The sequence below is a fragment of the Pseudooctadecabacter sp. genome (assembly GCF_020627745.1).
In the GTDB taxonomy this organism is placed as follows: Bacteria; Pseudomonadota; Alphaproteobacteria; order Rhodobacterales; family Rhodobacteraceae; genus Octadecabacter.
This window is the reverse complement of sequence record NZ_JAHDGE010000011.1, coordinates 1-21,071: the sequence shown is the minus strand read 5'-3', so window position 1 is coordinate 21,071 and position 21,071 is coordinate 1. Positions and strand designations below refer to the sequence as shown.

Here is a 21,071-nt window from a genome sequence, read left to right as displayed (position 1 = left end):
GTCCGCGACGGGATGAATAAATGATTTGCCGCAAACGCCATATCCATGATTCTAATGTAAAAAAAAGAATTTGAGGCAAGGCAATGTTTTACTCGTCCCTTTTGACGATGTGTCTGACCATGGGCAATCGACCGGAAGAATTGCGTGAAACGCTAAGCAGTCTGGGGAATGTTCTGTCGGACATCCCCGTCTTGGCGATCAATGATTTTGGCGATGCCGAAAGCACCGCCGTCTTTCGTGAAATGTGCCCTCATGGCAGGGTCATCGACACCCGCGGCAGCGTGGGTCATATGCGCGCGATTGACGCGCTTTATGGTCATGTACAGACGCCGTACATCTTCCACATGGAAGACGACTGGACCTTCACGCGCACCGATTTTTTCGAAGATGCGTTGAATGTGCTGACGTCTGATGACAAAATTTCCATGGTTCTGCTGCGCGACCTGGGCAACATTCCGTTGGCCAAGCAGAATCCGGATAAGGTTTTGCACAAGACCACACGCGGAATTGATTGGGCGCGGCTGGATGGCACTTGTGACAAATGGTTCGGCTATACATTCAATCCGCATCTGTCGCGGCGCGAAACCTGGCTGGACCTGGGCGGATTTTCCCAGTTTCGGGGTGAGGGTGTAATTTCCCAGCATTTTCGGGACATTGGCCGCTATGTCGCGGCTTTGACACCGGGGCCGTGTTACCATGCGGGGGCGCAACACAGCGTGCGGAAACTGAAGCGCAGGCAGGCTTTGGGCAAGGCGGACGAAACCGGCACAAATGCCACGGCTGCCTGACACGGTCCGGCAGCACGGCCCGAATCCTTGCCCTTATTGCCGCTCTTGCTGCATATTCCGCCATAATTAAGCCAACCGTGGGGAATACGAATGCTGAGCCGCCGTCACTTTTTGAACACCGCCGCTGCCGCGACCGGTCTTGCCGCTGCATCACCTGCCGCTGCGCAATATCTGGTCCCCGAAAGCCAACTGCCCCGCGTCGAACAGATCAACCGCGATTACGCACCTGGCGAAGTCCATGTCGAGCCGCAGAATTTCAAGCTTTACTGGATGCTTGGCCCCGGTCTGGCACTGGCCTATTCGGTCGGAATTGGTCGGGCCGGTCTGTACGAAAGCGGCGATTTCCGGATCAATGCCAAGAAGGAATGGCCAAGCTGGACACCCACCCCCGATATGATCGAGCGTGAGCCCGAGCAGTACAAACAGTACGAGGACGGCATGGAAGGCGGAATTAACAATCCGCTGGGTGCCCGTGCGCTGTATCTGTTCCAAGGACCGCGTGACACCTTTCTGCGCATCCACGGCACCAATGCGCCACGGACCATCGGATCTGCAGTGTCGAACGGCTGCGTCCGTCTGGTAAACAGCCACATTTCCGATCTGTATAACCGTGTGCCTTTGGGCACGCGCGCGGTTTTGCACTAAACCACTGACGGGTCGCCAAGGCGGCCCGTCTCCATCATCGGCGGAGGCTGGCATGACGACCTTGAACCGACGCACGTTGATCGCCGCAGGTGCGGCAAGTCTTGCCCTGCCCGCAGGTGCACAAACACGTGTCGAGGCCCACCGGCCCCCGCGACTTGTGCAGCTTGGTACGTCCCTGACACCCGGCACGATCCATGTAGTACCTGACGATTTTGCGCTTTATCTGGCGCTGCCGGACAATCAGGCGATCTTGTATCATGTGGGCGTTGCAGCCCCCGGTCGCTGGCGCACCGGAACCTTTACGATCGCACGGAAAGTGGAATGGCCCCGCTGGACGCCCACGGCGGGGATGTTGCGGCGTGAACCCGCCCTCTACCGGCCTTGGGCCAACGGCATTCCCGGTGGTCATCCGCGCAATCCCATGGGGGCCTGTGCGTTGTACCTTTATGACGGAAGCCGTGACACCTTATTGCGAATTCACGGCAGCCCGCCAAACCGGCGTGTGACGGGCCGGTATCTGTCCAATGGCTGTGTCCAGATGCTGAACGCCGAAGCGCTGGATTTGTACAACCGCGTGCCTGTCGGCACCCGTGTGCGTCTGCGTTGACGATGCTGTGACCGGCCCAAACCGGAACCAGCCCCCCAAAAACCGAGTTGTGTCCCCAAACGATAGATTTATCGAAAGGACACATTATGACCCGTTTGAACCGACGCCTGGTGCTGACCGGTGCTGCCGCCGCCCTCGCCGTTCCGTCCGTTGCCGCAGCCTCAGCCGCCGCGCCGCGCATTGTACCACTGGCCGGACAGGTGCCCGCTGGGCAAATTCACGTGGTGCCCTCCGAATTCGCCCTGTACTGGACGCTGCCCGGACGCGAGGCCGTGAAATACGATGTTGGCGTGGCACCGCGTGACCGCTGGATGCCCGGCACCTACCTGATCCGCCGCAAAGCCGAATGGCCGCGCTGGACGCCGACGCCCGCAATGATCCGTCGCGACCCCGACAAATACGGCCCATATGCCGGTGGAATGCCCGGTGGCGGGATGAACCCCTTGGGCGCACGCGCATTGTATCTGTATGAAAATGGCCGCGACACCTATTTGCGCATTCACGGATCGCCTGACAACAGCGGCATCGGACGACGTGTGTCCAACGGCTGTGTGCGCATGACCAACGATGATGTGCGTGACCTTTACGCCCGCGTCCCGACCGATACGATCGTCGTCCTGCACGCCTGAGCCGGAAAAGGCCCCGCAGAAACAGCGGGGCCTTTTGTTGATCCGCTGAATTACTCGGGCAGTTTGGCCATCCGCAGATAGGGCAGCTTGGTGTCGATGGACCCATATTTCGCAATCGCATCCTCATCGGAGACGGCGACCGGCACAACGACATCCTGACCGACCTGCCAGTTCGCGGGCGTCGCCACACCCTCACGGGCGGAGGTTTGCAACCCGTCCAGAGCGCGCAGAACCTCGGCAAAGTTGCGACCGACCGTCATGGGATAGGTCATCGACAGCTTCAGCTGCTTGTCGGGGCCGATGATGAACACGGACCGCACCGTGGCGCTGTCCGCAGGTGTGCGACCGTCGGGCATGTAGGCCTCGGCTGGCAGCATGTCGAAAGCTTTGGAAATTTCCAGACCGTCGTCGGCCACAATCGGGAAGTTCGCAGGCGCGCCGCCCACGGCCTCAATGTCTTTTTTCCACTTGGTATGTTCTTCGACACCGTCCACGGACACACCCATCACCTTGGTGTCGCGCTTTTCCCATTCGGCGGCCAGTTGGGCCACGGCACCGAATTCCGTGGTGCACACGGGGGTGAAATCCTTGGGGTGGCTGAAAATGATTGCCCAGCTGTCGCCGATCCAGTCATGCAGGGACAGTGTCCCCTGATCGGTTTCGACGGTCAAATCGGGGATCGTGTCGTTGATGCGCAGACCCATGTCGGCTCTCCTTCTTGTTTGCGGTTGCTATTCATATATGAGTCGCAGCGAAGCAATCCAACCAAAGGACCCAAAACCATGCTTGAGAAACGCGATTTCTACATCAACGGCGCATGGGTCAGCCCTGCGAAGGCAAACGATTATCAGGTTATCGACCCGTCCACCGAAGAGGCCTGTGCCGTCATTTCGCTGGGGGATCAGGCCGACACGGACGCCGCCGTCGCCGCCGCCAAAGCCGCGTTCCCCGATTGGGCCTTTGTCGACAAATCCGAAAAGATGGCCCTGCTGAACCGCCTGCTTGAGGTTTACAACGACCGTCAGGAAGAAATGGCCCAGGCGATGTCCATGGAAATGGGCGCACCGATTTCCATGTCGCGCGTCAATCAGGTCGGCGCCGGGTCTTGGCATTTGGAAGGGTTCATCAAAGCCTTCGACAAGATGTCGTTTGAACGCGACTATACCGGCACCGAAAAGACCCTGCTGGAACCCATCGGCGTTTGTGCACTGATCACGCCGTGGAACTGGCCGATGAACCAGATCGTGTTGAAGGCCGTGCCCGCGATTGCCGTCGGCTGCACCACAATCCTCAAACCATCCGAGATCGCACCCCTGTCGGGCCTGTTGTTTGCGGAATTTATGGATGAGGCCGGTTTCCCCAAAGGCGTGTTCAACATGCTGAACGGCGATGGCGCGGGCGTCGGGTCCCAACTGTCGGCGCATCCCGATGTGGACATGATCTCGTTCACGGGGTCCAGCCGTGCGGGTAAGCTGATCTCAAAATCCGCGGCTGATACGCTCAAGCGGGTGTCGCTGGAACTGGGCGGCAAAGGGGCCAATCTGGTCTTTGCAGATGCCGGCGCCAAGGGCGTGGAATACGGCGCATCCCGCTGTTTCCGCAATTCGGGTCAGTCGTGCAACGCCCCTACGCGGATGCTGGTCGAGGCGTCGTTTTATGACGAAGCGGTTGAGATCGCGTCGCGTGTGGCTGAAGAAACCAAGGTCGGCCCCGCGTCCGAGGAAGGCAAACACATTGGCCCTGTCGTGTCCAAAGCGCAGTTCGACAAAATCCAAGGCCTGATCGAAGTCGGCATGGGCGAAGGCCGCCTGACTGCGGGTGGTCTGGGCCGCCCGGACGGATTGAACCGTGGTTATTATGTCAAACCGACCGTGATCGCTGATGTCACCAACGACATGACCATCGCGCGTGAGGAGGTCTTCGGCCCCGTCCTTGCGATCATGAAGTTCGACACCATTGATGAAGCGATCGCGATTGCCAACGACACGGACTACGGGTTGACCAATTACATCCAGACCCCCGACGACGAAAAGCGCCACTATGCCGCCCGTCGCCTGCGGTCCGGCATGGTCGAAACCAACGGTCAGGGCTTTGCACAAGGATCGCCGTTCGGTGGCTACAAGCAGTCCGGCAACGGCCGTGAAGGTGGTCTTTACGGGTTGGAAGAATTCCTTGAGGTGAAGGCCGTCAGCGGCTGGAGCTAGACTCGAAACTCGGGCGCGGATAGAGACCTCTCATGTCCGCGCCCCCTCGTTTCATCCCCACGACCGTCCACAAACGTGACGAGTTTTCCGAGACCATTTCGGGGCACTTGGACGGCGCGCCGGATACCAAACTGGTGCTGCGCAAACTGGATGGCGTGCCGTGGTGGGCCAAGCCCATCGCAGGCTTTCTGGCGCGCAAGGAAATCAAATCCCTCAAGGTTGTCACGGGCATTCCCGGCACCCCCGATCTGATCCGTGTCGATGACACCGGCATCCTGCGCAGCTGGTCCGAGGGCATGCCCCTGAATCTGGCTAAACCGGACAATGCGGCGTTTTACACCGACGCCAAACGCATCCTGCGGGATATGCGCCGCCGGGGCGTGACCCACAACGATCTGGCAAAACCGCAGAATTGGCTGATGGGGCCGGATGGGCAGGCGGAAGTGATTGATTTCCAACTGGCCTCCGTCCACCGGCGACGGGGCAAGATTTTCCGCATTATGGGCTACGAAGACCTGCGTCATCTGGTGAAACAAAAGCGCCGGTATGCACCGAACCTGTTAACCGCATCCGAACGCCGGATGCTGGCGCGCAAAAGCCTGCCGACACGCATTTGGATGGCGACAGGAAAGAAGGCCTACAACGCCGTCACCCGTGGCCTGTTCAACTGGTCGGACGGCGAAGGCACCGGCAACCGCATCGCGGCAGAGGGCGCGCAGATCACCGCGGACCTTGTGGAAAGGCCAGAGGTTACGGGCGTCCGCCTCAGCCCGTTTGCCCTGCCCGCCAAGGGCAGTGGCATCTACGCCTTCGTTGAAACGTCACTGACACCGGAAGAGGCCCGCGCGCTTGTCCCTGACACGAAAGTCGACCTGATCCAGCCCGTGGACACCTTGCCCCCGCAAGATGTGGCCGAACTGATCGCAATGAACCGCTTGGACGAATTGGACCAACTGTTGGCCCAACGGCCAGAGTTACGGTCCACCGTCGCCCCGATCGTGGCAGGCCGTTTGAACCTGACGGACCGGCGGTTGGCTGGCGTCTAGAACGGCGCCTTGGCGCGAAACCGGACGCCTTCGCCGCCGTCGGGATGACGCAGGCGCAATTCCTCGGAATGGAGCATCAGGCGCGGATGGTCCCGTGCGGGCCCCGTCGCGTAGAACGGATCACCAAGGATCGGATGGCCCAAGGCCAGCATATGCACCCGCAGTTGATGGCTGCGCCCGGTCTTGGGCATCAGCCGCACGCGGCTTTCGTCATCGCTGGATTTGACCACACGCCAGTCGGTCACGGCCTGTTTGCCGGTGTCATGGCAGACCATCTGTTTCGGCCTGTTGGGCCAGTCTACGATCAGCGGCAAATCAACGGTTCCGGTCTTGGGGTCCAGACGCCCCGCCACCCGCGCCACATAGGTTTTCTTGGTCTGACGTTTTTCAAACTGCAACCCGATGTGACGTTGGGCGTGGGGGGTCAGGGCAAAGACCATCACGCCGCTGGTGTCGCGGTCCAGCCGGTGGATCAACAGCGCCGTTGGAAAGACATCCTGCACACGGGCGATCAGGCAATCGGCCAGATGTGGCCCCTTGCCCGGCACCGACAGCAGGCCGGAGGGTTTGTTCACAATCAGGATTTCATGGTCGTGGTGGATCACGTCCAATGGATCTGTGGGCGGTGCGTAATCATCGCTCATGTCCGGCGGTTCCGGAACATGGAGTAGGTATAAAGTGCCAGTGCCGCCCAGATCATCGGAAAGGCGATGGCACGGGCCGTGCCGAAGGGTTCGTCAAAGACAAATACGGCGATCAGCATGATCATCGTGGGCGCGATGTATTGCATAATTCCGATGGTGGTCAAACGCAGCCCTTTTGCCCCGTTTGCATAAAGCATCAAAGGCACTGCCGTCGCGACGCCACAGCCAAAAAGCAACCACATATCCACCGATAGCGGCACAAAGACCCCGCCGCCCACGGACCACAGCCAACCAAGGTAGATCAACGCGAAGGGGGTCAGGATCAGCACCTCAAGCAGGAAGCCCTGATTTGGGCCGATGGGCAGGGAGCGTTTGAAATAGGCGTAGACCCCCCAACTGACCGTCAGCGCCAGCGCAGGCCACGGCAGGGACCCGTTGTAGACCGTCAACACCCCGACAGCCCCCGCCGCCAGGGCCACGGCGACCCACTGCAAACGGGTCAGCCGTTCACCCAGCAGGGCAAAGCCCAAAAAGACCGAAAACAACGGGTTGATATAATACCCCAAGGCGGCGTCCAGCGTGCGGTTTTCCGCGATGGCCCAGACGTAAATGCCCCAGTTCACAGACACCAGCGCGGCGGTCACACAGCCCATGGCAAGCGCGCGCGGGTCTGTCAAAACCCGCCGCAGATCGCCGGTGCGCCCCAGCAACACCAACACCAGCCCCGCAATCGGCACGGACCAGATGATCCGGTGGGCGACGACCTCGACCGCCGGAATGTGATCCACCAGTTTGAGGTAGAGCGGCAAAAAACCCCAGAATACATAAGCCCCCAGCGCAAAGCTGAAGCCGCGCAGGGTGTCGCCGTCTTGCGTTGGCGGATGGCTGGGTGTGGGTGATCTCATGCCGGCAGTTGCGCATGGTGTGAGACAAATGAAAACCCCGCCCTGCATCGAATTTGGTGCGCGGCGGGGTCACTGTTTTTGATCGGTGGTCAGACTTTGACGCGCTCGGACTTGGGGTCATACATCGGCTTGAGAGAGGCCTCCGCCTTGACCCGCGTGCCCATCACGTCAATCTCGAACGTGGAGGCCAGAAGGTCAGCGGGTTTTTCACCCTTGCATGGCACATACCCCAGACCCATGGCCCCGCCCAGCGCGTGACCGTAGGCGCCCGACGACAGGTATCCCACCAATTCACCGTCCCGCAGGATCGGTTCATTGTGGTAAAGCAAGGGTTCAGGATCGGTCAGTTTGAACTGCACCATACGCATGTTCAGCCCCTGTTCCTGCTTGTCCAAAACGGCCTCACGTCCGATGAAATCGGGCTTGTCCTTTTTGACGGCGAATCCGAGGCCTGCTTCCATCACGTGGTCTTCGCAGGTGATGTCGTGGCCGAAATGGCGGAACCCTTTTTCGATGCGGCAGGTGTCCATCATATGCATCCCGCAAAGTTTCAGATCCATGCTTTGGCCTGCGTCAAACAGGGTCTCGAACACATGGCCTGCCTGATCGGCGGAGACATAGATTTCCCAACCCAATTCCCCCACGTAGGTCACGCGGTGGGCACGGGCGACGCCCATGCCGATCTCGATCTCTTGGGCGGTGCCGAAGGGATTGGTGGCGTTGGTAAAGTCATTGGGGCTGACGGCCTGCAGCAGTTTGCGGCTGTTCGGACCCATGATCGCAAGCACGCCTTCACCGGCTGTCACATCGGTGATGACGACGTTGAAATCACCCCGGTTGCGTTCCATCCATGTCTGATCCGCCAGTCGCGTGGCCGCTGGTGTCACGACCAGATAGGCGGTTTCGGTCAGGCGGGTGACGGTGACGTCCGCCTCAATCCCGCCGCGTGAATTCAGAAACTGGGTATAGACGATCTTGCCATTGGGCACCGAATAATCGCCGCCGCCCACGTAGTTCATGAAGGCTTCGGCGTCCGGCCCCTCGACGCGGATTTTGCCGAAGGACGACATGTCATACATGCCGACGTTTTCACGCACCGCCATGTGTTCTTCGGCAACGTTGTCGAAGAAATTCTGCCGTTTCCAGCTGTAGGCATATTCCGCCGTTTGCCCGTCGCGGGCGAACCAGTTGGCCCGTTCCCAGCCGGACAATTCGCCAAAGACCGCGCCCTGTTCTTTCAGGTGGTGATGAAACGGGGTGCGCCGCACACCGCGTGCGGTGTCCTTTTGACGGAAGGGAAAATGGTCCGCATAAAGCAGGCCCAACGTCTCTTTCGACCGTTCCATCAGGAAGGTCTTGTTGCCCATGAAGGGCTGCATCCGGCTGATGTCTACATCGCCCAGATCGAAGGGTTTTTCGCCCGCATCCATCCATTGTGCCAGCGCCATGCCAGCACCCCCTGCAGATTGAATCCCGATGGAGTTAAAGCCCGCCGCGACCCAGACGTTGTCCATCTCGGGGGCCAGCCCAAGGTGGTAGGCGTCATCGGGGGTGAAGCTTTCGGGGCCATTGAAGAACGTATGAATACCCGCCTCGGCCAGCATGGGCAGACGTTCGACGGCCTGTTCCAGGATCGGCTCGAAATGGTCGAAATCCTCGGGCAGTTGGTCAAATTCGAAATCCTGCGGGATCGGGCCCCAAGGTTTGGCGTTGGGTTCAAAGGCACCCAGCAGCATTTTGCCCGCGTCTTCTTTGTAATAGGCGCATTCATCGGGCACGCGCAGCACAGGCAGCTGTTGCAGGCCCTCAATCGCTTCGGTCACGATGTAGAAGTGTTCGCAGGCCTGCAGCGGCACGTTCACGCCCAGCATCTGGCCAACCTCACGGCCCCACATGCCCGCGCAGTTGACCACGTGATCACATTCGATCGTGCCCTGACCGGTTTCGTCTTCCCAGTTCACGGCTGTGATCCGGCGGCCATCGCGCACCACACCCGTGGCCTTCACGCGTTCCTTGATCACAGCACCCCGTTGACGGGCCCCTTTGGCCAAGGCCAGTGCAATATTGGCCGGATCGCCCTGCCCGTCTTTGGGCAGATAGACACCCCCCACGACACCATTGATGTTGAGGTGTTCGTATTTCGCTTTCACCTCATCCGGTGAAATTTCTTCCACATCCACACCGAAGGCACGGGCCATGGCGGCCTGACGATAGATTTCCTCACGACGTTCTTCGGTCAGGGCAACCGTGATCGACCCGCAGCGTTTGAACCCGGTGGCGACGCCTGTTTCCTCCTCAAGCGTGCCGTAAAGTTCCTGGCTGTATTTGGCGAGCTTCGTCATATTCTGCGTCGCACGAAGCTGTGCGATCAGACCCGCCGCATGCCACGTGGTGCCCGATGTCAGTTGCTTGCGTTCCAGCAGAACGACGTCCTGCCAGCCCTGTTTGGTCAGGTGGTATGCCACCGAACAGCCAATGACACCGCCGCCGATAATGACGACACGAGCGCGTGAAGGAAGATCAGCCATCTTGGGCCTCCGTTAGATCAATCTGTGACCCGCCGCCCGCAGGCGGTTGGCAATTTCAGCAATATGTGCGGGGCTGACTTCGCAGCAGCCGCCGATGATGGTGGCCCCCTGATCGGCCCACGACATGGCGTGGTCGGCGTAGACCTCAGGCGTGAAATCGCGCCGCGCGTTGAGGGCATTGACCGTGGGCTTGTGGCCCAGAAAGTCCTCGGTGATCTGTTCAAACCCGTTGGCATAAGCGCCGTAAGGCACGCCTGCATCCTTCAGGACCTCCAGCGATTGCAGGATAACCTCAGGCGCGGAACAGTTCACCAGCACGGCATCCGCCCCAGCGACAGCTGCCACGCCATCCGACAGCGGCTCACCCGACCGCAGGACCGTTCCGTCGCGATCAGACACGGTGAAGGCGACCCAAACGGGCTTTCCAGCGGTCTTGGCACCTTCAAACACGGCGCGCGCATGGGCGACGGAGGCCACGGTTTCACAAATGATCAGATCAAGGGACGGGGCCAGAATTTGTGCGATTTCGGCGTATTTGGGAACGGCCACGTCATGGGGTGGGGCGATGTCGGCGCGGTAGCTTTGCACCAAAGGGCCGATGGCCCCCGCCTTGCGGGTGGGAACGTCAGCGATTTCCTGCAGGGCCATGGCATGAAGGTCCGCGAAACGGTCCTCCATCTCGGTGCCTTCAAGACGGTCGTGATGAATGGCGTAGGTGTTGGTTGTGGACACAGTGGCCCCGGCAGCGGCGAAATCACGGTGCACATCGGCCACCATGCCAGGATGATCGACCATCACCTGAGTGGACCACAAAGGTGTCGGGCGGTCGCCTGCACGGTGGATCAGTTCCTGCCCCATGCCACCGTCGAGAAGAGTAATGTCAGCCATGTCGTAACCCTTTCATCGAAGACGCGGCCACGCGTCTTCGACTGGTGTGTCTGATCTGGGCCCTATGCCCGGATGCGTTCATTCTTGGGATCCCACATAGGCTGGTCTGCCTGCACGACGGCCTTGTGACGGGTGCCAAAAACATCCACCTCAACCTGTGTGCCTTCCGTCAGACAATCCGCCCGCAGCATGCCCAAGGCGATGCACTTACCCGTGCGATAGCCCATTGCGCAAGACGTGACCTCACCGACAATTTCATCCCCGTGCCAGACGGGCGCCATGTAGGGCGCATCCTGATCACCGGGCTCCATTTCAAGGGTAACGAACCCTTTCTTGCGGCCTGCCTCGGCCTCGGCCTGCAATGCCGCTTTGCCCGGGAAGTCGACGGGCTTGTCCAGTTTGACAAACCGGTCCAGCCCGCCTTCGAGAAGGGAATAATCGGTGGACAAATCGCCCTTCCACGCGCGGTAGCCTTTCTCAATCCGCATGGAATTGAGCGCATACATGCCGAACGGGGTGACACCGGCGTCAGACAAGGCATCCCAGATGGCAGGCATTGCGTCGGGGCTTGCATGAATTTCCCAGCCGAGTTCGCCTGCGAAAGACACGCGGATCATGGCGCAAGGCTGACCTGCGACGGTGCCCTCCATGGATGCGGTCAGCCAGCCTTTGGACAGATCGTGACCGTCCACCAAGGGGGCCAGCATGTCGCGGGCTTTGGGTCCGGTGACCAACAGGCATTCCACCTCTGTCGTGTGATCGGTGATTGTCAGACCTTCGGGCAGTTGACGCGAGAACACTTCATAGTCGTGCCATTGAGCCAAGGCGGCCGTGATCAAGCCGACCTCATCATCGGAATGCACCATGATAGATGTCTCCGTCAGGATACGGCCACGGCTGTCGGGGAAATACGCGAGCGATACGCGGCCCGGATTGGGAAGGCGCGATGCAGACAGGCTGTCCACAAAATCCTTAGCGCCCGGTCCTTCGATCTTGTAGCGCGAAAAGCCTGTGATCGGCAGCATGCCGCAGCCGTTCATCACCGCCTCTACCTCGCGTTTGATGGCAGGTTCCCACGGGCCATGGCGGTCCCATGTCTGGGTGCTGTCCTCGGACGTGTCTTCGCCGTCCCTGGCGAACCAGTTGGCGCGTTCCCACCCGTTGTAGGCCCCGAACTGCGCGCCTGCATCGGCCAGACGGCTGTGCAGGGTCGAATGTTTCTTATCGCGTCCGGCAGGCCATTCGTGGTGCGGGAAATGCATGGCGTATTCGTGGCCGTAGGTTTCCAACGCCTTGGACAGGCAATAATCGTGATCGGCGTAATCGGTGTAGCGGCGCGGATCGACGGACCACATGTCGATTTCCGTCTCACCATGCATGATCCATTCGGCCAGCACTTTGCCCGCCCCGCCCCCTTGGGCGATGCCAAAGGTGAAGGAATGCGCCTCAAACGCGTTTTTCACGCCGGGCATGGGGCCGATCATCGGCAGGCCATCGGGGGCGTAAGGAATTGGGCCGTTGATGTTGCGTTCAACACCGCCCTCACCCAGCAGGGGCAGACGTTCCATCGCGTCTTCGATGTAGAATTCCAGCCGCTCCAGATCATCGGGATAGAGCTGGAACGAGAAGTCTTCGGGCATTGGGTCTTCGGGCGTCACCCAGTGGGCCTTACAGTTGCGTTCATAGGGGCCAAGGTTCAGCCCGTGTTTGTCCTGACGCAGGTAATAGCTGATGTCGGGGTCACGGATCATGGGCATCTTCTGGCCCTTTTCCTTGGTGTAGGCTTCAAGCTCGGGCAGTTGGCCGGTCAGAAAATACTGGTGGGACATGACGACCATGGGCACGGTGCGCCCGCCGAAGGGCTTGAACATCTCCCCCACACGCTGGGCATAGTAACCGGCGGCGTTGACGACAAATTCGCAGCGGATTTCGCCCTTTTCGGTTTTCACGATCCATTCGTCCCCATCGCGGTCGATGCCGGTGACCGGACAGAATCGTTCGATATGTCCACCTGCATCCCGCGCACCTTTGGCCATGGCCTGCGTCAGCTGTGCGGGGTCAATATCGCCATCAAGAGGGTCCCAAAGACCACCCGCAAGGTCATGGATTTCCATGAAGGGGTTGTGCTGCTTCAACTCTTCGGGCGTGCAGACATCCATGGTCAGACCTTGGGCGCGTGCCTGACCTGCGATCTTTTCAAATTCCTGCATCCGTTCTTTGGTGTGGGCCAGACGGATCGCGCCGGTGACGTGGTAGTTCATCGGGTAATCGACGTCATCCGCCAGACCGCGGTACATCTCCGCGCCGTAGCGCTGCATGTTCATCACGGCCCAGTTGGGGGCAAAGTTCGGCACATTGCCTGCGGCATGCCATGTGGATCCAGCGGTCAGTTCGTTCTTTTCCAGCAGGACACAATCGGTCCAGCCCGCCCGCGCCAAATGGAACAGCGCGGACGTCCCTACGACACCACCGCCGATAATGACCACGCGGGCCGTTGTTGGAAAATCTGCCATGTGTTTGCTCCCTATTTTGTCTCGTATTGCGGGGCATCGCCCGCGATGTCGTAATAGTCGCCCTTGTTGGCGACGAAGATGTGTTTCTCGGTGGTGATCCCGGTGGCGCCATCAATGGTGCCGGACATGATTGACACTCGATCGGGCGTGTTATCGTCGGCCCAGAACAGCGACGATCCGCACGTCGTGCAGAACCCGCGCCGCGCGGTGGGTGAGGATTGGTACCATGTCAGCGTGTCATCGCTTTCAAGCGTCCAGTCTTCGACCAAAACCCGAATTGCGGACACGTAGTGACCGCTGGTCTTGCGACATTGTTCGCAATGGCATGCGACGCTGCCCCTCTCGGCTTTGGCGTAGGAGTATTTCACCCCACCACATAGACATTGACCCGTTTTCATGTCGCCCTCCCCACTCCTTGTCCCGGCGCTTGGCTGGCCCCCAACAGGACGCCGTAAATCACGAAACACACCGCCATCACGCGACGAAACCAGACGTTGAAGACCGCGCCCAGCGCAGCACGGCCCAGTCCGGCGCCGAGCGCCGTGTAGCTACAGTATGACAGTGACGTCAGTATCAGGGCCGTTGGTACAATCACCCACATCTGCGGGCCGATCGGCACATCGGGTTGCACAAACTGGCTGAAGGCGGCGAGATACCCTGCGACGGATTTGGGATTGATCGTGGCGATAGCAAATGCGCGCCAGTAGATTGACCCGCCACTGTCGTGCGTTTTGGGCGGTGTCTTGGCCGTCATCCAGCCACGCACGCCCAACACGATCAAAAAGGCCGCACCGGTCAGCTTGACCACCTGAAACGCAGTCTCTGATGCGGTCAAAAGTGCGGTGACGCCAAGCGCCGACAGCGCCAGAAACAAAGAGGCTTGTGTCAGGATCGCGCCGACCGCTGGCAGGCTGCGCCAAAAGCCCAGACGCATCCCGTTCGAGATGCAGTTGACAGCGTTTGGGCCGGGGGTGGTGACAAAGACCGCCCAGAACATAACGAATATGATCCAGCCCTGATAGGTCATCAATACACCGGCGGCGCGATGACCCATATGGCCACGCAGGGCACGTCATGGGGATTTTCCCAACGGTACGCCTGACCGCGAATGCGGAAACTGTCGCCTTGGTTCAGATCGTAAACGGTGCCGGCGATCGAAATGCGCATCCGGCCTGACACGATATATCCCACCTCCTGGGTGGGGCGGGTCACATCTTCGGTCATGGCCGCATTGGGTTCGAAGGTGGAATGCACCACTTCGAAATCGTCCGTCAGATCGGGGGACAACAGCTGTTCGACCAGACCTTGCGTGCGCGACCCGATGGGTCTGCGGGCGTCCGACCGCACGATGACGCCTTGTTCATGATCCGGGGCGGCAGACCGAAACAGGCTGGAGACCGACACATCCAGCGCCCGCGCGATCTGGCGCAAATCGGTGATGGAGGGTTCGGACAAGTCCCGTTCCACCTGACTGAGCCAGCCCACTGACCGCCCCAAGGTGTCGCCAAGGTCCGTCAACGTCAGCCCCCGCGCCTTTCTCAAGGCACGAATATCGGCACCCAAGGTGCGGCTTTCCGGCGGCAGATCGTGAATCACGTCAGGCTTGCTCCCTTACTTGGAGGAGCATTGCCACCCTGCCGTGAAATTTCAAAGGATTTTTTCATTTGCCGCCAAGAAATGCGAGAAATGCAGTTTTGGCGACAGATTAGTGTCGGAAAACGTCCCCCAGAATTGCTGTCAGGGCGTCTGCGTCTTGTTGGGTGAAGGCATCAGGCTGGTCGCTGTCCAGATCAAAGACGGCGATGACGTCGCCTGCGCGGTTGAACACCGGCAGGACAAGTTCAGAGCGCGTCGACGAGGCACAGGCGATATGACCCTCAAACGCATCCACGTCTGCCACCAACTGCACCTGCCCCGTGCGCGCCGCAGCCCCGCAGACCCCGCGTGAGAACGGAATCTGCAGACAGCCATGCCCGCCCTGATACGGCCCGATCTTCAGCAATCCGGGGTCTGTGACGCGGTAGAAACCGGTCCAGTCAAAGCGGTCATCGGAATGATGAACCTCACACACCACAGTCGCCATCAGGGCCACGGTGTCGGTTTCGCCCTCGGTCAGGCTGGCGATGGTTTTGGCGAGGGTGGCGTAATCCGGCATCGGGGCCTCATGTAAGACGGGTGGAACTTAGGTATTTTTGAACCAGAGAAACGCAAAGTGTACAGACCCTAACCGGTTCACGTTTTCTTAGGCATGAAAAACCACATTCTTGCCCCGAAGTTACCCAAACGTCACCTGATTCAGGGGGCATTGACGTCAGTGTAGCTGCATAGGCTCATCCCGGCGTCGCGTTAACAGCCCCCACCCAGTGCGCGACGTCGGGGACTATGCTGCTTTCCCCCAGGTTTTCCCATGCTAGGTTCCGTTCAAAGACAACGGAGACCCCCATGCGCGACTTTCAAAGCCCCGGCCGTTCGGCTGTCATCGCTGAAAACGGCATCTGTGCCACGTCACACCCGTTGGCCGCGAAAGTGGCCGTGCAGATGTTGGAGGCCGGTGGCAATGCCATGGATGCGGCCATCGCAGGTGCGGTCTTGCTGGGGCTGTGTGAGCCGCAATCCACCGGGATCGGGGGCGATGCGTTTTGCCTGTTCAATCTGCCAGGATCCGACGACGTGTTGGCCATGAATGCGTCAGGCCGCGCGCCTGCTGCGTTGGAGGCCGCGAAACTACGGGCGGAGGGGATGGACGTGCTGCCCCTCACCTCCCCCCATGCGATCAGCCTGCCAGGGGCGATGGACGGGTTTATCCAGCTGGCCAAGGACCACGGCAAACTGGGGTTGAAGGCCTTGCTGGCCCCGTCGATCCATTATGCAGAGGCCGGTGTGCCGGTGGCCCCCAAGGTCGCGTTTGACTACGCCCAGTCCGGGGCAACGCTGCATGGCGCGGGGCGCATCCACTATACCTTGCAGGACAAACCGATGACCGTGGGTCAGATGTTCCGCGCCCCCGGTCAGGCGGAGGTTTTGCGCCGTGTCGCCATGGACGGACGTGCCGGGTTTTACGAAGGCGAAGTGGCCGAGGATATGGTTGCGTCCCTGAATGCCGCAGGCGGGGTGCACACGCTGGACGATTTCGCGTCGGTGCGGGCGGACTACACGGACCCGGTTTCGGGCACCTACAAAGACATCGAACTGGTCGAACATCCGCCCAATGGTCAGGGTGCGACCGCGATCCTGATGCTCAACATCCTTAAACATTTCGACATTGCGGGGCTGGACCCCATGGGGGCCGAGCGTGCGCATCTTGAGGCGGAGGCCGCCAAACTGGCCTATGACACCCGCAACCGCGTCATCGCCGACCCTGATCACACCGCACGGCTGGACCATATGTTGAGCGCCGAGACAGCCGCGAAGCTGGCCAACATGATCGACCCCGCGTCAGCCATTCCGCCGTCCCTGCCCGGCGCGGAGGCTGTGCATCGCGACACGGTGTATATCACTGTCGTCGATAAGGACCGTATGTGCGTGTCCATGATCTATTCCATTTTTCACAGCTTCGGGTCCGGCCTTGCATCTGACAAATTCGGGATCTTGTTCCAAAACCGCGCGGCAGGTTTTACATTGGAAGAAGGTCACCCGAACGAGGCCGGCGGCGGCAAGCGGCCCATGCACACCATCATTCCCGGCATGGTCAAACGCGGCGGCAAGATCGAGATGCCTTTTGGCGTCATGGGCGGGGCCTATCAGCCGTGCGGCCACGCGCGGTTCCTGACCAATATGGAAGACTTTGGCATGGATGCCCAAACGGCCATCGACCGGCCCCGGTGCTTTGCCGAAGGGGACACGTTGAATGTGGAGACCGGCTATCCTGAAGCCGTGGCACAGGCCTTGGCGGACAAAGGCCACACGGTCACCCGCGCAGAAACCCCAATCGGCGGCGCGCAAGCGATCAAGCTGCGTGAGGACGGAATGTTGGAAGGCGCGTCCGATCCGCGCAAGGATGGCATCGCGCTGGGGTATTGACGGATGCACTGGCACGCCTTGGCAAAACGGCTGGCGCGCACCGGGGGCCTTGCTTGCATGTTGGCGGGCGGGCTTTTGACAGGTGTCGCAGTCAATGATGCGCTGAACGGTGTGCCGGATGCGACGCTGCAAGCCGCGATCAACGCCGCGATTTTCAGCTTTGGCGGGATGATCTTTTTCTGGTCGAAACAGCCCTGACCGAACCGACCTAGTTCAGCTGGAAGTGCAGCGGGTACTGGCCGTCTTCGAACGGGCCAAACAGATCATCCAGATCGGGGTGATCGACAGGTTGGCCGGAATAATCAGCCACGAGGTTCTGTTCGGACACGTAAGCCACGTAATAGGACTGATCGTTTTCCGCCAGAAGGTGATAGAACGGCTGGTCCTTGGCGGGACGCGCTTCTTCAGGGATGGCCTCATACCAGTCATCGGTGTTGGCAAAAATGGCGTCCACATCAAACACCACCCCACGAAAGGGATGTTTGCGATGTTTGACCACTTGGCCCAGATGATATTTCGCGCGTGTCTTCAGCATGGTTTCTTAGCCCCTTGGGCGTTACTAGACAAACCATCCCGTGTGAGTCCATGCGAAGTCGGTAAATATTAAGGAAACAAACTGTGCAACTGCTTCTCACAGTGCTTGAAATCACAGCGCCGGTGTTTCTGCTGGCGGCTGTCGGCTTTGTCTGGGTCAAGCTGGGATATGAGTATCGCGTTGAATTCGTGACCAGATTCGCGATGACGCTGTCGGTGCCCTGTCTGATCTTCGTGGCCTTGATGCGCACAGAAGTTGATGCAACGGCACTTGCGGCGCTGTCCGTGGCAAGTTTTGTGGCCTATGCGCTGGTGACTGCGGCGATGTGGGCTTTGGTGTGGGCGGGACGGCTGGACCGGCGCACGTTTCTGGCGCCGCTGATCTTCGGCAACACGGGCAATCTGGGCCTGCCGCTGGCGCTGTTTGCCTTTGGGGAAGTCGGGCTGGACTACGCCGTGGTCGTCTTTGCGGTCATGGCGATCCTCAGTTTCACCTTCGGCATCTGGCTGGTGTCGGGCGGCGGGTCACTGGTGAAGGTCGTCAAGGAACCGGTCGTCGCGGCCACCCTGCTGGGGGCCTTGTTTTTGTGGCAGGGCTGGCAGACGCCCACATTCTTGACCAACGCCATGGATCTGGTGGGGCAAATGGCGATCCCGATGATGTTGATCACCTTGGGCGTCGCCGTGGCACGGTTGCAGCCGTCGAATTTTCTGTGGCCGGCAGTCTTGTCTGCCGTGAAAGTGGCGATTTGCGTGGGCTGCGCGTTGGTGGCGGGGATATGGTTCGGGCTGGACCGCACAGCTTTGGCGGTGTTGATCGTGCAGGTGGCGACGCCTGTGGCCGTGACATCCTACCTGTTGGCGGAAAAATACGGGGCGGATGCGGACAGCGTTGCGGGCCTAGTCGTGGTATCGACGGTCATGTCGGTGATCACTTTACCGCTTATCCTTGCATTTGTGATCTGAAAGCCCCGCGAAAGCGGTTCCCAGATCGGGGCAAAGCGGTTAGTCTGGCCCCAATAATAAGACAAACATGAGCGAGAGGCAGATGAGCAAACTCTATCTCGCGGGACTGCTGGTTTTGATTCTGGGAAGCTGCGGCTCCCGGGACGGTTCAGCGCCGCGCAATCTGGATAACGCCTGTTCCATCGTCACCGAACGCCCGCATTACGTGCGCGCGCTGAAGGCAGCAGAGCGCAAATGGGGCGTTGAACCCCATGTTCTGATGGCGATGATCTATCAGGAAAGTAAATTCATTTCCGACAACCGTCCGCCGCATGTCTACGCGTTGGGTGTGATCCCCACAGGGCGTCAATCTTCGGCGTTGGGGTATTCACAGGCGCTGGACGGCACGTGGGAAGAATACATCGACCAAATCGGCGGGCGCGGGTCAGACCGCACCGATATTCGCGATGCGACCGATTTCATGGGCTGGTATATGTCTTTGACCGTGCAGGAAAACGGTATTCCTTTGAGTGATACCTACAACCAGTATCTGGCCTATCACGACGGGCGCACAGGCTGGCGGCGCGGCACCTACCGCAGCAAGCCATGGCTGGTGCGCATCGCAGGAGAGGTCCGCGACCGTGCCGTGATGTATGACGCGCAACTGCGCACCTGCAGCCGGTTCCGCTAGACCCCCGCAAACAAGACAAAAGCGCGCCTGATGCAGGCGCGCTTTCTTTGTTCTGGCGGAAAGAAAACCGGCCTACTGGCCCCAGTTGCGCATTTCGCGTTGGATGTTGAACAGGATGTCCGGCACGGACCCGCCCTTGACCAGATCGCCCAGGATCACGGTGGTCTGTTGGCCTGTGTCATCCGTGACGATCCACTGGCGCAATTCAACCGGATTGGCTGTGTAAACCATCTGGATATTGCCCAGCTCGGGCCGGTCGGGGTCTTGTGCCGTGACGGTTGTGGTGGTCCCATCGCTGACATGACGGGTCACCATATTGGAGCGGGTCAGATCGACATTGCGTTCCAGAATGATCTTGAGCGGGGTCTGACTGAGCGGGTAACGATCCGCGCCGCCGTCCGAGCGGGGGTCAAAAATCGCGACCTGACCGCCACCGGCGACGACCAGCGATTCCTCGGGCGGGTTGTATTCAAACCGCACGCGGTTGGGCCGTTTGATAAACACCGTGCCGGTCGAAATCGTCCCATCCGCATTGATCTGGGTAAATTCGCTTTCAGCCGTTGTGAAGGAATTGAGGTAATTGGACACCTGCGCCAGCGACAGCTGCTGGGCCTGTGACGGTGACGCCGCCAGCCCCGCAAGAGCGAGGGGGACGGCAAGGACGCATAGTCGGCGGGTGATTTTGTTCATGGCGTTGTACCTAGTGCGGCGATGCAAATTTTGCACCTGTTGATGGTGTGATAGATAGGGCCGGTTGTGACGTTAAGCGATATCACGCCACCTGATATCGGGTAACAGTCTGGAAACGTTGAAAATCGACGCGCTGCGCGCGCCGATCCGGGGGGCGCTGCCCCCGCCCTTCGGGCCCCCCCGAGGTATTTTTGAACCTGAGAAACAGGGCGTTTTGCCTTGTTCATCCGCAAGCGCGCGACGTAGCGTGGGGCGATGGCAGCCGGGGGATACGCGACATGACTGATTTTTTGATGCTGGCCTTTGTGTTTTTGGTCGCAGGTGTCATCGCGGTGCCGATTGCATCGCGTTTGGGGCTGGGGTCTGTTCTTGGATATCTGATTGCGGGGATCGTGATTTCACCGGTTCTGGCGGTGCTGGATGTGGATGTGATTTCGATCCAGCATTTCGCGGAATTCGGCGTGGTGATGATGTTGTTCCTTGTCGGGCTGGAGTTGGAGCCCCGGATGCTTTGGGCCATGCGCGGACGGCTTTTGGGGCTGGGCGGGGGACAGGTGGTGTTGACCACGCTGGCGGTGATGGGCGTGGCAATGGCGTTTGGCATTGGTTGGTCCGTGGCCCTGGCCATCGGCATGGTGATGGCCCTGTCCTCAACCGCGATTGTTTTGCAGACGTTGAACGAAAAAGGACTGATGAAAAGCGATGGCGGGCAGTCCAGCTTTTCGGTGCTGTTGACCCAGGATATCGCTGTCATTCCGATGCTGGCGTTCCTTCCGCTTTTGGCACTGCCGGAG

23 protein-coding genes are annotated in these 21,071 nt (G+C 59.9%); 11 read left to right on the top strand and 12 right to left on the bottom strand.

Going from position 1 to position 21,071, the window contains the following annotated elements; translation table 11 throughout:
* Window positions 1-83 precede the first annotated feature (83 nt).
* From QZ653_RS06840 to QZ653_RS06825, 4 genes are all read left to right on the top strand, one after another.
* A complete protein-coding gene (locus tag QZ653_RS06840; RefSeq protein ID WP_296418840.1) occupies window positions 84-788 on the top strand; it encodes a glycosyltransferase in 705 nt (234 codons plus the stop codon).
* A gap of 90 nt (window positions 789-878) precedes the next feature.
* Entirely contained in the window at window positions 879-1,433 is a 555-nt protein-coding gene (locus QZ653_RS06835) for a L,D-transpeptidase (protein WP_296418837.1), read from the top strand.
* Between the two features lie 52 nt (window positions 1,434-1,485).
* The gene (locus QZ653_RS06830; protein WP_296418835.1) at window positions 1,486-2,040 is read left to right on the top strand and encodes a L,D-transpeptidase; all 555 of its coding nucleotides are present in this window, start codon (window positions 1,486-1,488) and stop codon (window positions 2,038-2,040) included.
* An 86-nt stretch (window positions 2,041-2,126) separates the two neighbouring features.
* Window positions 2,127-2,669, top strand: a complete 543-nt coding sequence (locus QZ653_RS06825; RefSeq protein WP_296418834.1) for a L,D-transpeptidase — start codon at window positions 2,127-2,129, stop codon at window positions 2,667-2,669.
* 50 nt (window positions 2,670-2,719) lie between these two features.
* On the opposite strand, the gene QZ653_RS06820 is transcribed toward QZ653_RS06825, so the two are convergent.
* Window positions 2,720-3,373, bottom strand: coding sequence for a peroxiredoxin (locus QZ653_RS06820; RefSeq protein ID WP_296418832.1), 654 nt, complete (start codon window positions 3,371-3,373; stop codon window positions 2,720-2,722).
* Window positions 3,374-3,451: 78 nt separating this feature from the next.
* On the opposite strand from QZ653_RS06820, the gene QZ653_RS06815 reads away from it, so the two are divergent.
* Window positions 3,452-4,873: an aldehyde dehydrogenase family protein gene (locus QZ653_RS06815; protein ID WP_296418829.1), complete on the top strand. Its 1,422-nt coding sequence runs from the start codon at window positions 3,452-3,454 to the stop codon at window positions 4,871-4,873.
* A 32-nt stretch (window positions 4,874-4,905) separates the two neighbouring features.
* The gene (locus QZ653_RS06810) at window positions 4,906-5,919 is read left to right on the top strand and encodes a serine/threonine protein kinase (RefSeq protein ID WP_296418828.1); all 1,014 of its coding nucleotides are present in this window, start codon (window positions 4,906-4,908) and stop codon (window positions 5,917-5,919) included.
* Here QZ653_RS06810 and QZ653_RS06805 read toward each other — a convergent pair.
* The 9 genes from QZ653_RS06805 to QZ653_RS06765 all read right to left on the bottom strand — a co-directional run bounded on the left by QZ653_RS06805 (window position 5,916) and on the right by QZ653_RS06765 (window position 15,552).
* Window positions 5,916-6,563 carry an RluA family pseudouridine synthase gene (locus QZ653_RS06805; protein WP_296418825.1) on the bottom strand — a complete coding sequence of 216 codons (648 nt, stop codon included), beginning with the start codon at window positions 6,561-6,563 and terminating at the stop codon, window positions 5,916-5,918. The two genes, QZ653_RS06810 and QZ653_RS06805, sit on opposite strands and share 4 nt — an antisense overlap.
* Complete coding sequence (rarD, locus tag QZ653_RS06800; protein ID WP_296418823.1) at window positions 6,560-7,468, bottom strand: EamA family transporter RarD; 909 nt, start codon at window positions 7,466-7,468, stop codon at window positions 6,560-6,562. Before rarD ends, QZ653_RS06805 begins: the two co-directional genes overlap by 4 nt.
* Window positions 7,469-7,557: 89 nt before the next feature.
* Window positions 7,558-9,996 carry a GcvT family protein gene (locus QZ653_RS06795; RefSeq protein ID WP_296418821.1) on the bottom strand — a complete coding sequence of 813 codons (2,439 nt, stop codon included), beginning with the start codon at window positions 9,994-9,996 and terminating at the stop codon, window positions 7,558-7,560.
* Between the two features lie 12 nt (window positions 9,997-10,008).
* The gene (locus QZ653_RS06790; protein WP_296418819.1) at window positions 10,009-10,884 is read right to left on the bottom strand and encodes a homocysteine S-methyltransferase family protein; all 876 of its coding nucleotides are present in this window, start codon (window positions 10,882-10,884) and stop codon (window positions 10,009-10,011) included.
* 62 nt (window positions 10,885-10,946) lie between these two features.
* Complete coding sequence (locus QZ653_RS06785; protein WP_296418817.1) at window positions 10,947-13,397, bottom strand: GcvT family protein; 2,451 nt, start codon at window positions 13,395-13,397, stop codon at window positions 10,947-10,949.
* A gap of 11 nt (window positions 13,398-13,408) precedes the next feature.
* Window positions 13,409-13,795 (bottom strand): GFA family protein, encoded by a 387-nt coding sequence (locus QZ653_RS06780; protein ID WP_296418816.1) that lies wholly within the window; start codon window positions 13,793-13,795, stop codon window positions 13,409-13,411.
* The gene (locus QZ653_RS06775) at window positions 13,792-14,424 is read right to left on the bottom strand and encodes a LysE family translocator (RefSeq protein WP_296418924.1); all 633 of its coding nucleotides are present in this window, start codon (window positions 14,422-14,424) and stop codon (window positions 13,792-13,794) included. Before QZ653_RS06775 ends, QZ653_RS06780 begins: the two co-directional genes overlap by 4 nt.
* The gene (locus tag QZ653_RS06770) at window positions 14,424-14,993 is read right to left on the bottom strand and encodes a helix-turn-helix domain-containing protein (RefSeq protein ID WP_296418813.1); all 570 of its coding nucleotides are present in this window, start codon (window positions 14,991-14,993) and stop codon (window positions 14,424-14,426) included. Before QZ653_RS06770 ends, QZ653_RS06775 begins: the two co-directional genes overlap by 1 nt.
* A gap of 109 nt (window positions 14,994-15,102) precedes the next feature.
* On the bottom strand, window positions 15,103-15,552 hold the full coding sequence (locus tag QZ653_RS06765; RefSeq protein ID WP_296418811.1) for a GAF domain-containing protein: 450 nt from the start codon (window positions 15,550-15,552) through the stop codon (window positions 15,103-15,105).
* A gap of 287 nt (window positions 15,553-15,839) precedes the next feature.
* Between QZ653_RS06765 and QZ653_RS06760 the strand changes: the two genes are divergently transcribed.
* Window positions 15,840-17,417, top strand: coding sequence for a gamma-glutamyltransferase family protein (locus tag QZ653_RS06760; RefSeq protein WP_296418809.1), 1,578 nt, complete (start codon window positions 15,840-15,842; stop codon window positions 17,415-17,417).
* Between the two features lie 3 nt (window positions 17,418-17,420).
* Window positions 17,421-17,615 (top strand): hypothetical protein, encoded by a 195-nt coding sequence (locus QZ653_RS06755; protein ID WP_296418808.1) that lies wholly within the window; start codon window positions 17,421-17,423, stop codon window positions 17,613-17,615.
* A 10-nt stretch (window positions 17,616-17,625) separates the two neighbouring features.
* Here the strand turns inward: QZ653_RS06755 and hspQ are convergent, their stop codons facing one another.
* Window positions 17,626-17,952, bottom strand: coding sequence for a heat shock protein HspQ (hspQ, locus tag QZ653_RS06750; RefSeq protein ID WP_296418807.1), 327 nt, complete (start codon window positions 17,950-17,952; stop codon window positions 17,626-17,628).
* Between the two features lie 83 nt (window positions 17,953-18,035).
* Here hspQ and QZ653_RS06745 point away from each other — a divergent pair, with 83 nt between their 5' ends.
* Both QZ653_RS06745 and QZ653_RS06740 read left to right on the top strand, forming a co-directional pair.
* Complete coding sequence (locus tag QZ653_RS06745; RefSeq protein ID WP_296418805.1) at window positions 18,036-18,917, top strand: AEC family transporter; 882 nt, start codon at window positions 18,036-18,038, stop codon at window positions 18,915-18,917.
* Between the two features lie 82 nt (window positions 18,918-18,999).
* On the top strand, window positions 19,000-19,587 hold the full coding sequence (locus tag QZ653_RS06740; protein ID WP_296418804.1) for a transglycosylase SLT domain-containing protein: 588 nt from the start codon (window positions 19,000-19,002) through the stop codon (window positions 19,585-19,587).
* 72 nt (window positions 19,588-19,659) lie between these two features.
* Here QZ653_RS06740 and QZ653_RS06735 read toward each other — a convergent pair whose 3' ends face one another.
* Window positions 19,660-20,277 carry a LolA family protein gene (locus tag QZ653_RS06735; RefSeq protein ID WP_296418802.1) on the bottom strand — a complete coding sequence of 206 codons (618 nt, stop codon included), beginning with the start codon at window positions 20,275-20,277 and terminating at the stop codon, window positions 19,660-19,662.
* A gap of 278 nt (window positions 20,278-20,555) precedes the next feature.
* Here QZ653_RS06735 and QZ653_RS06730 point away from each other — a divergent pair.
* Window positions 20,556-21,071, top strand: a 516-nt coding sequence (locus tag QZ653_RS06730; RefSeq protein WP_296418799.1) for a cation:proton antiporter, incomplete at its 3' end; no start/stop codon positions are given.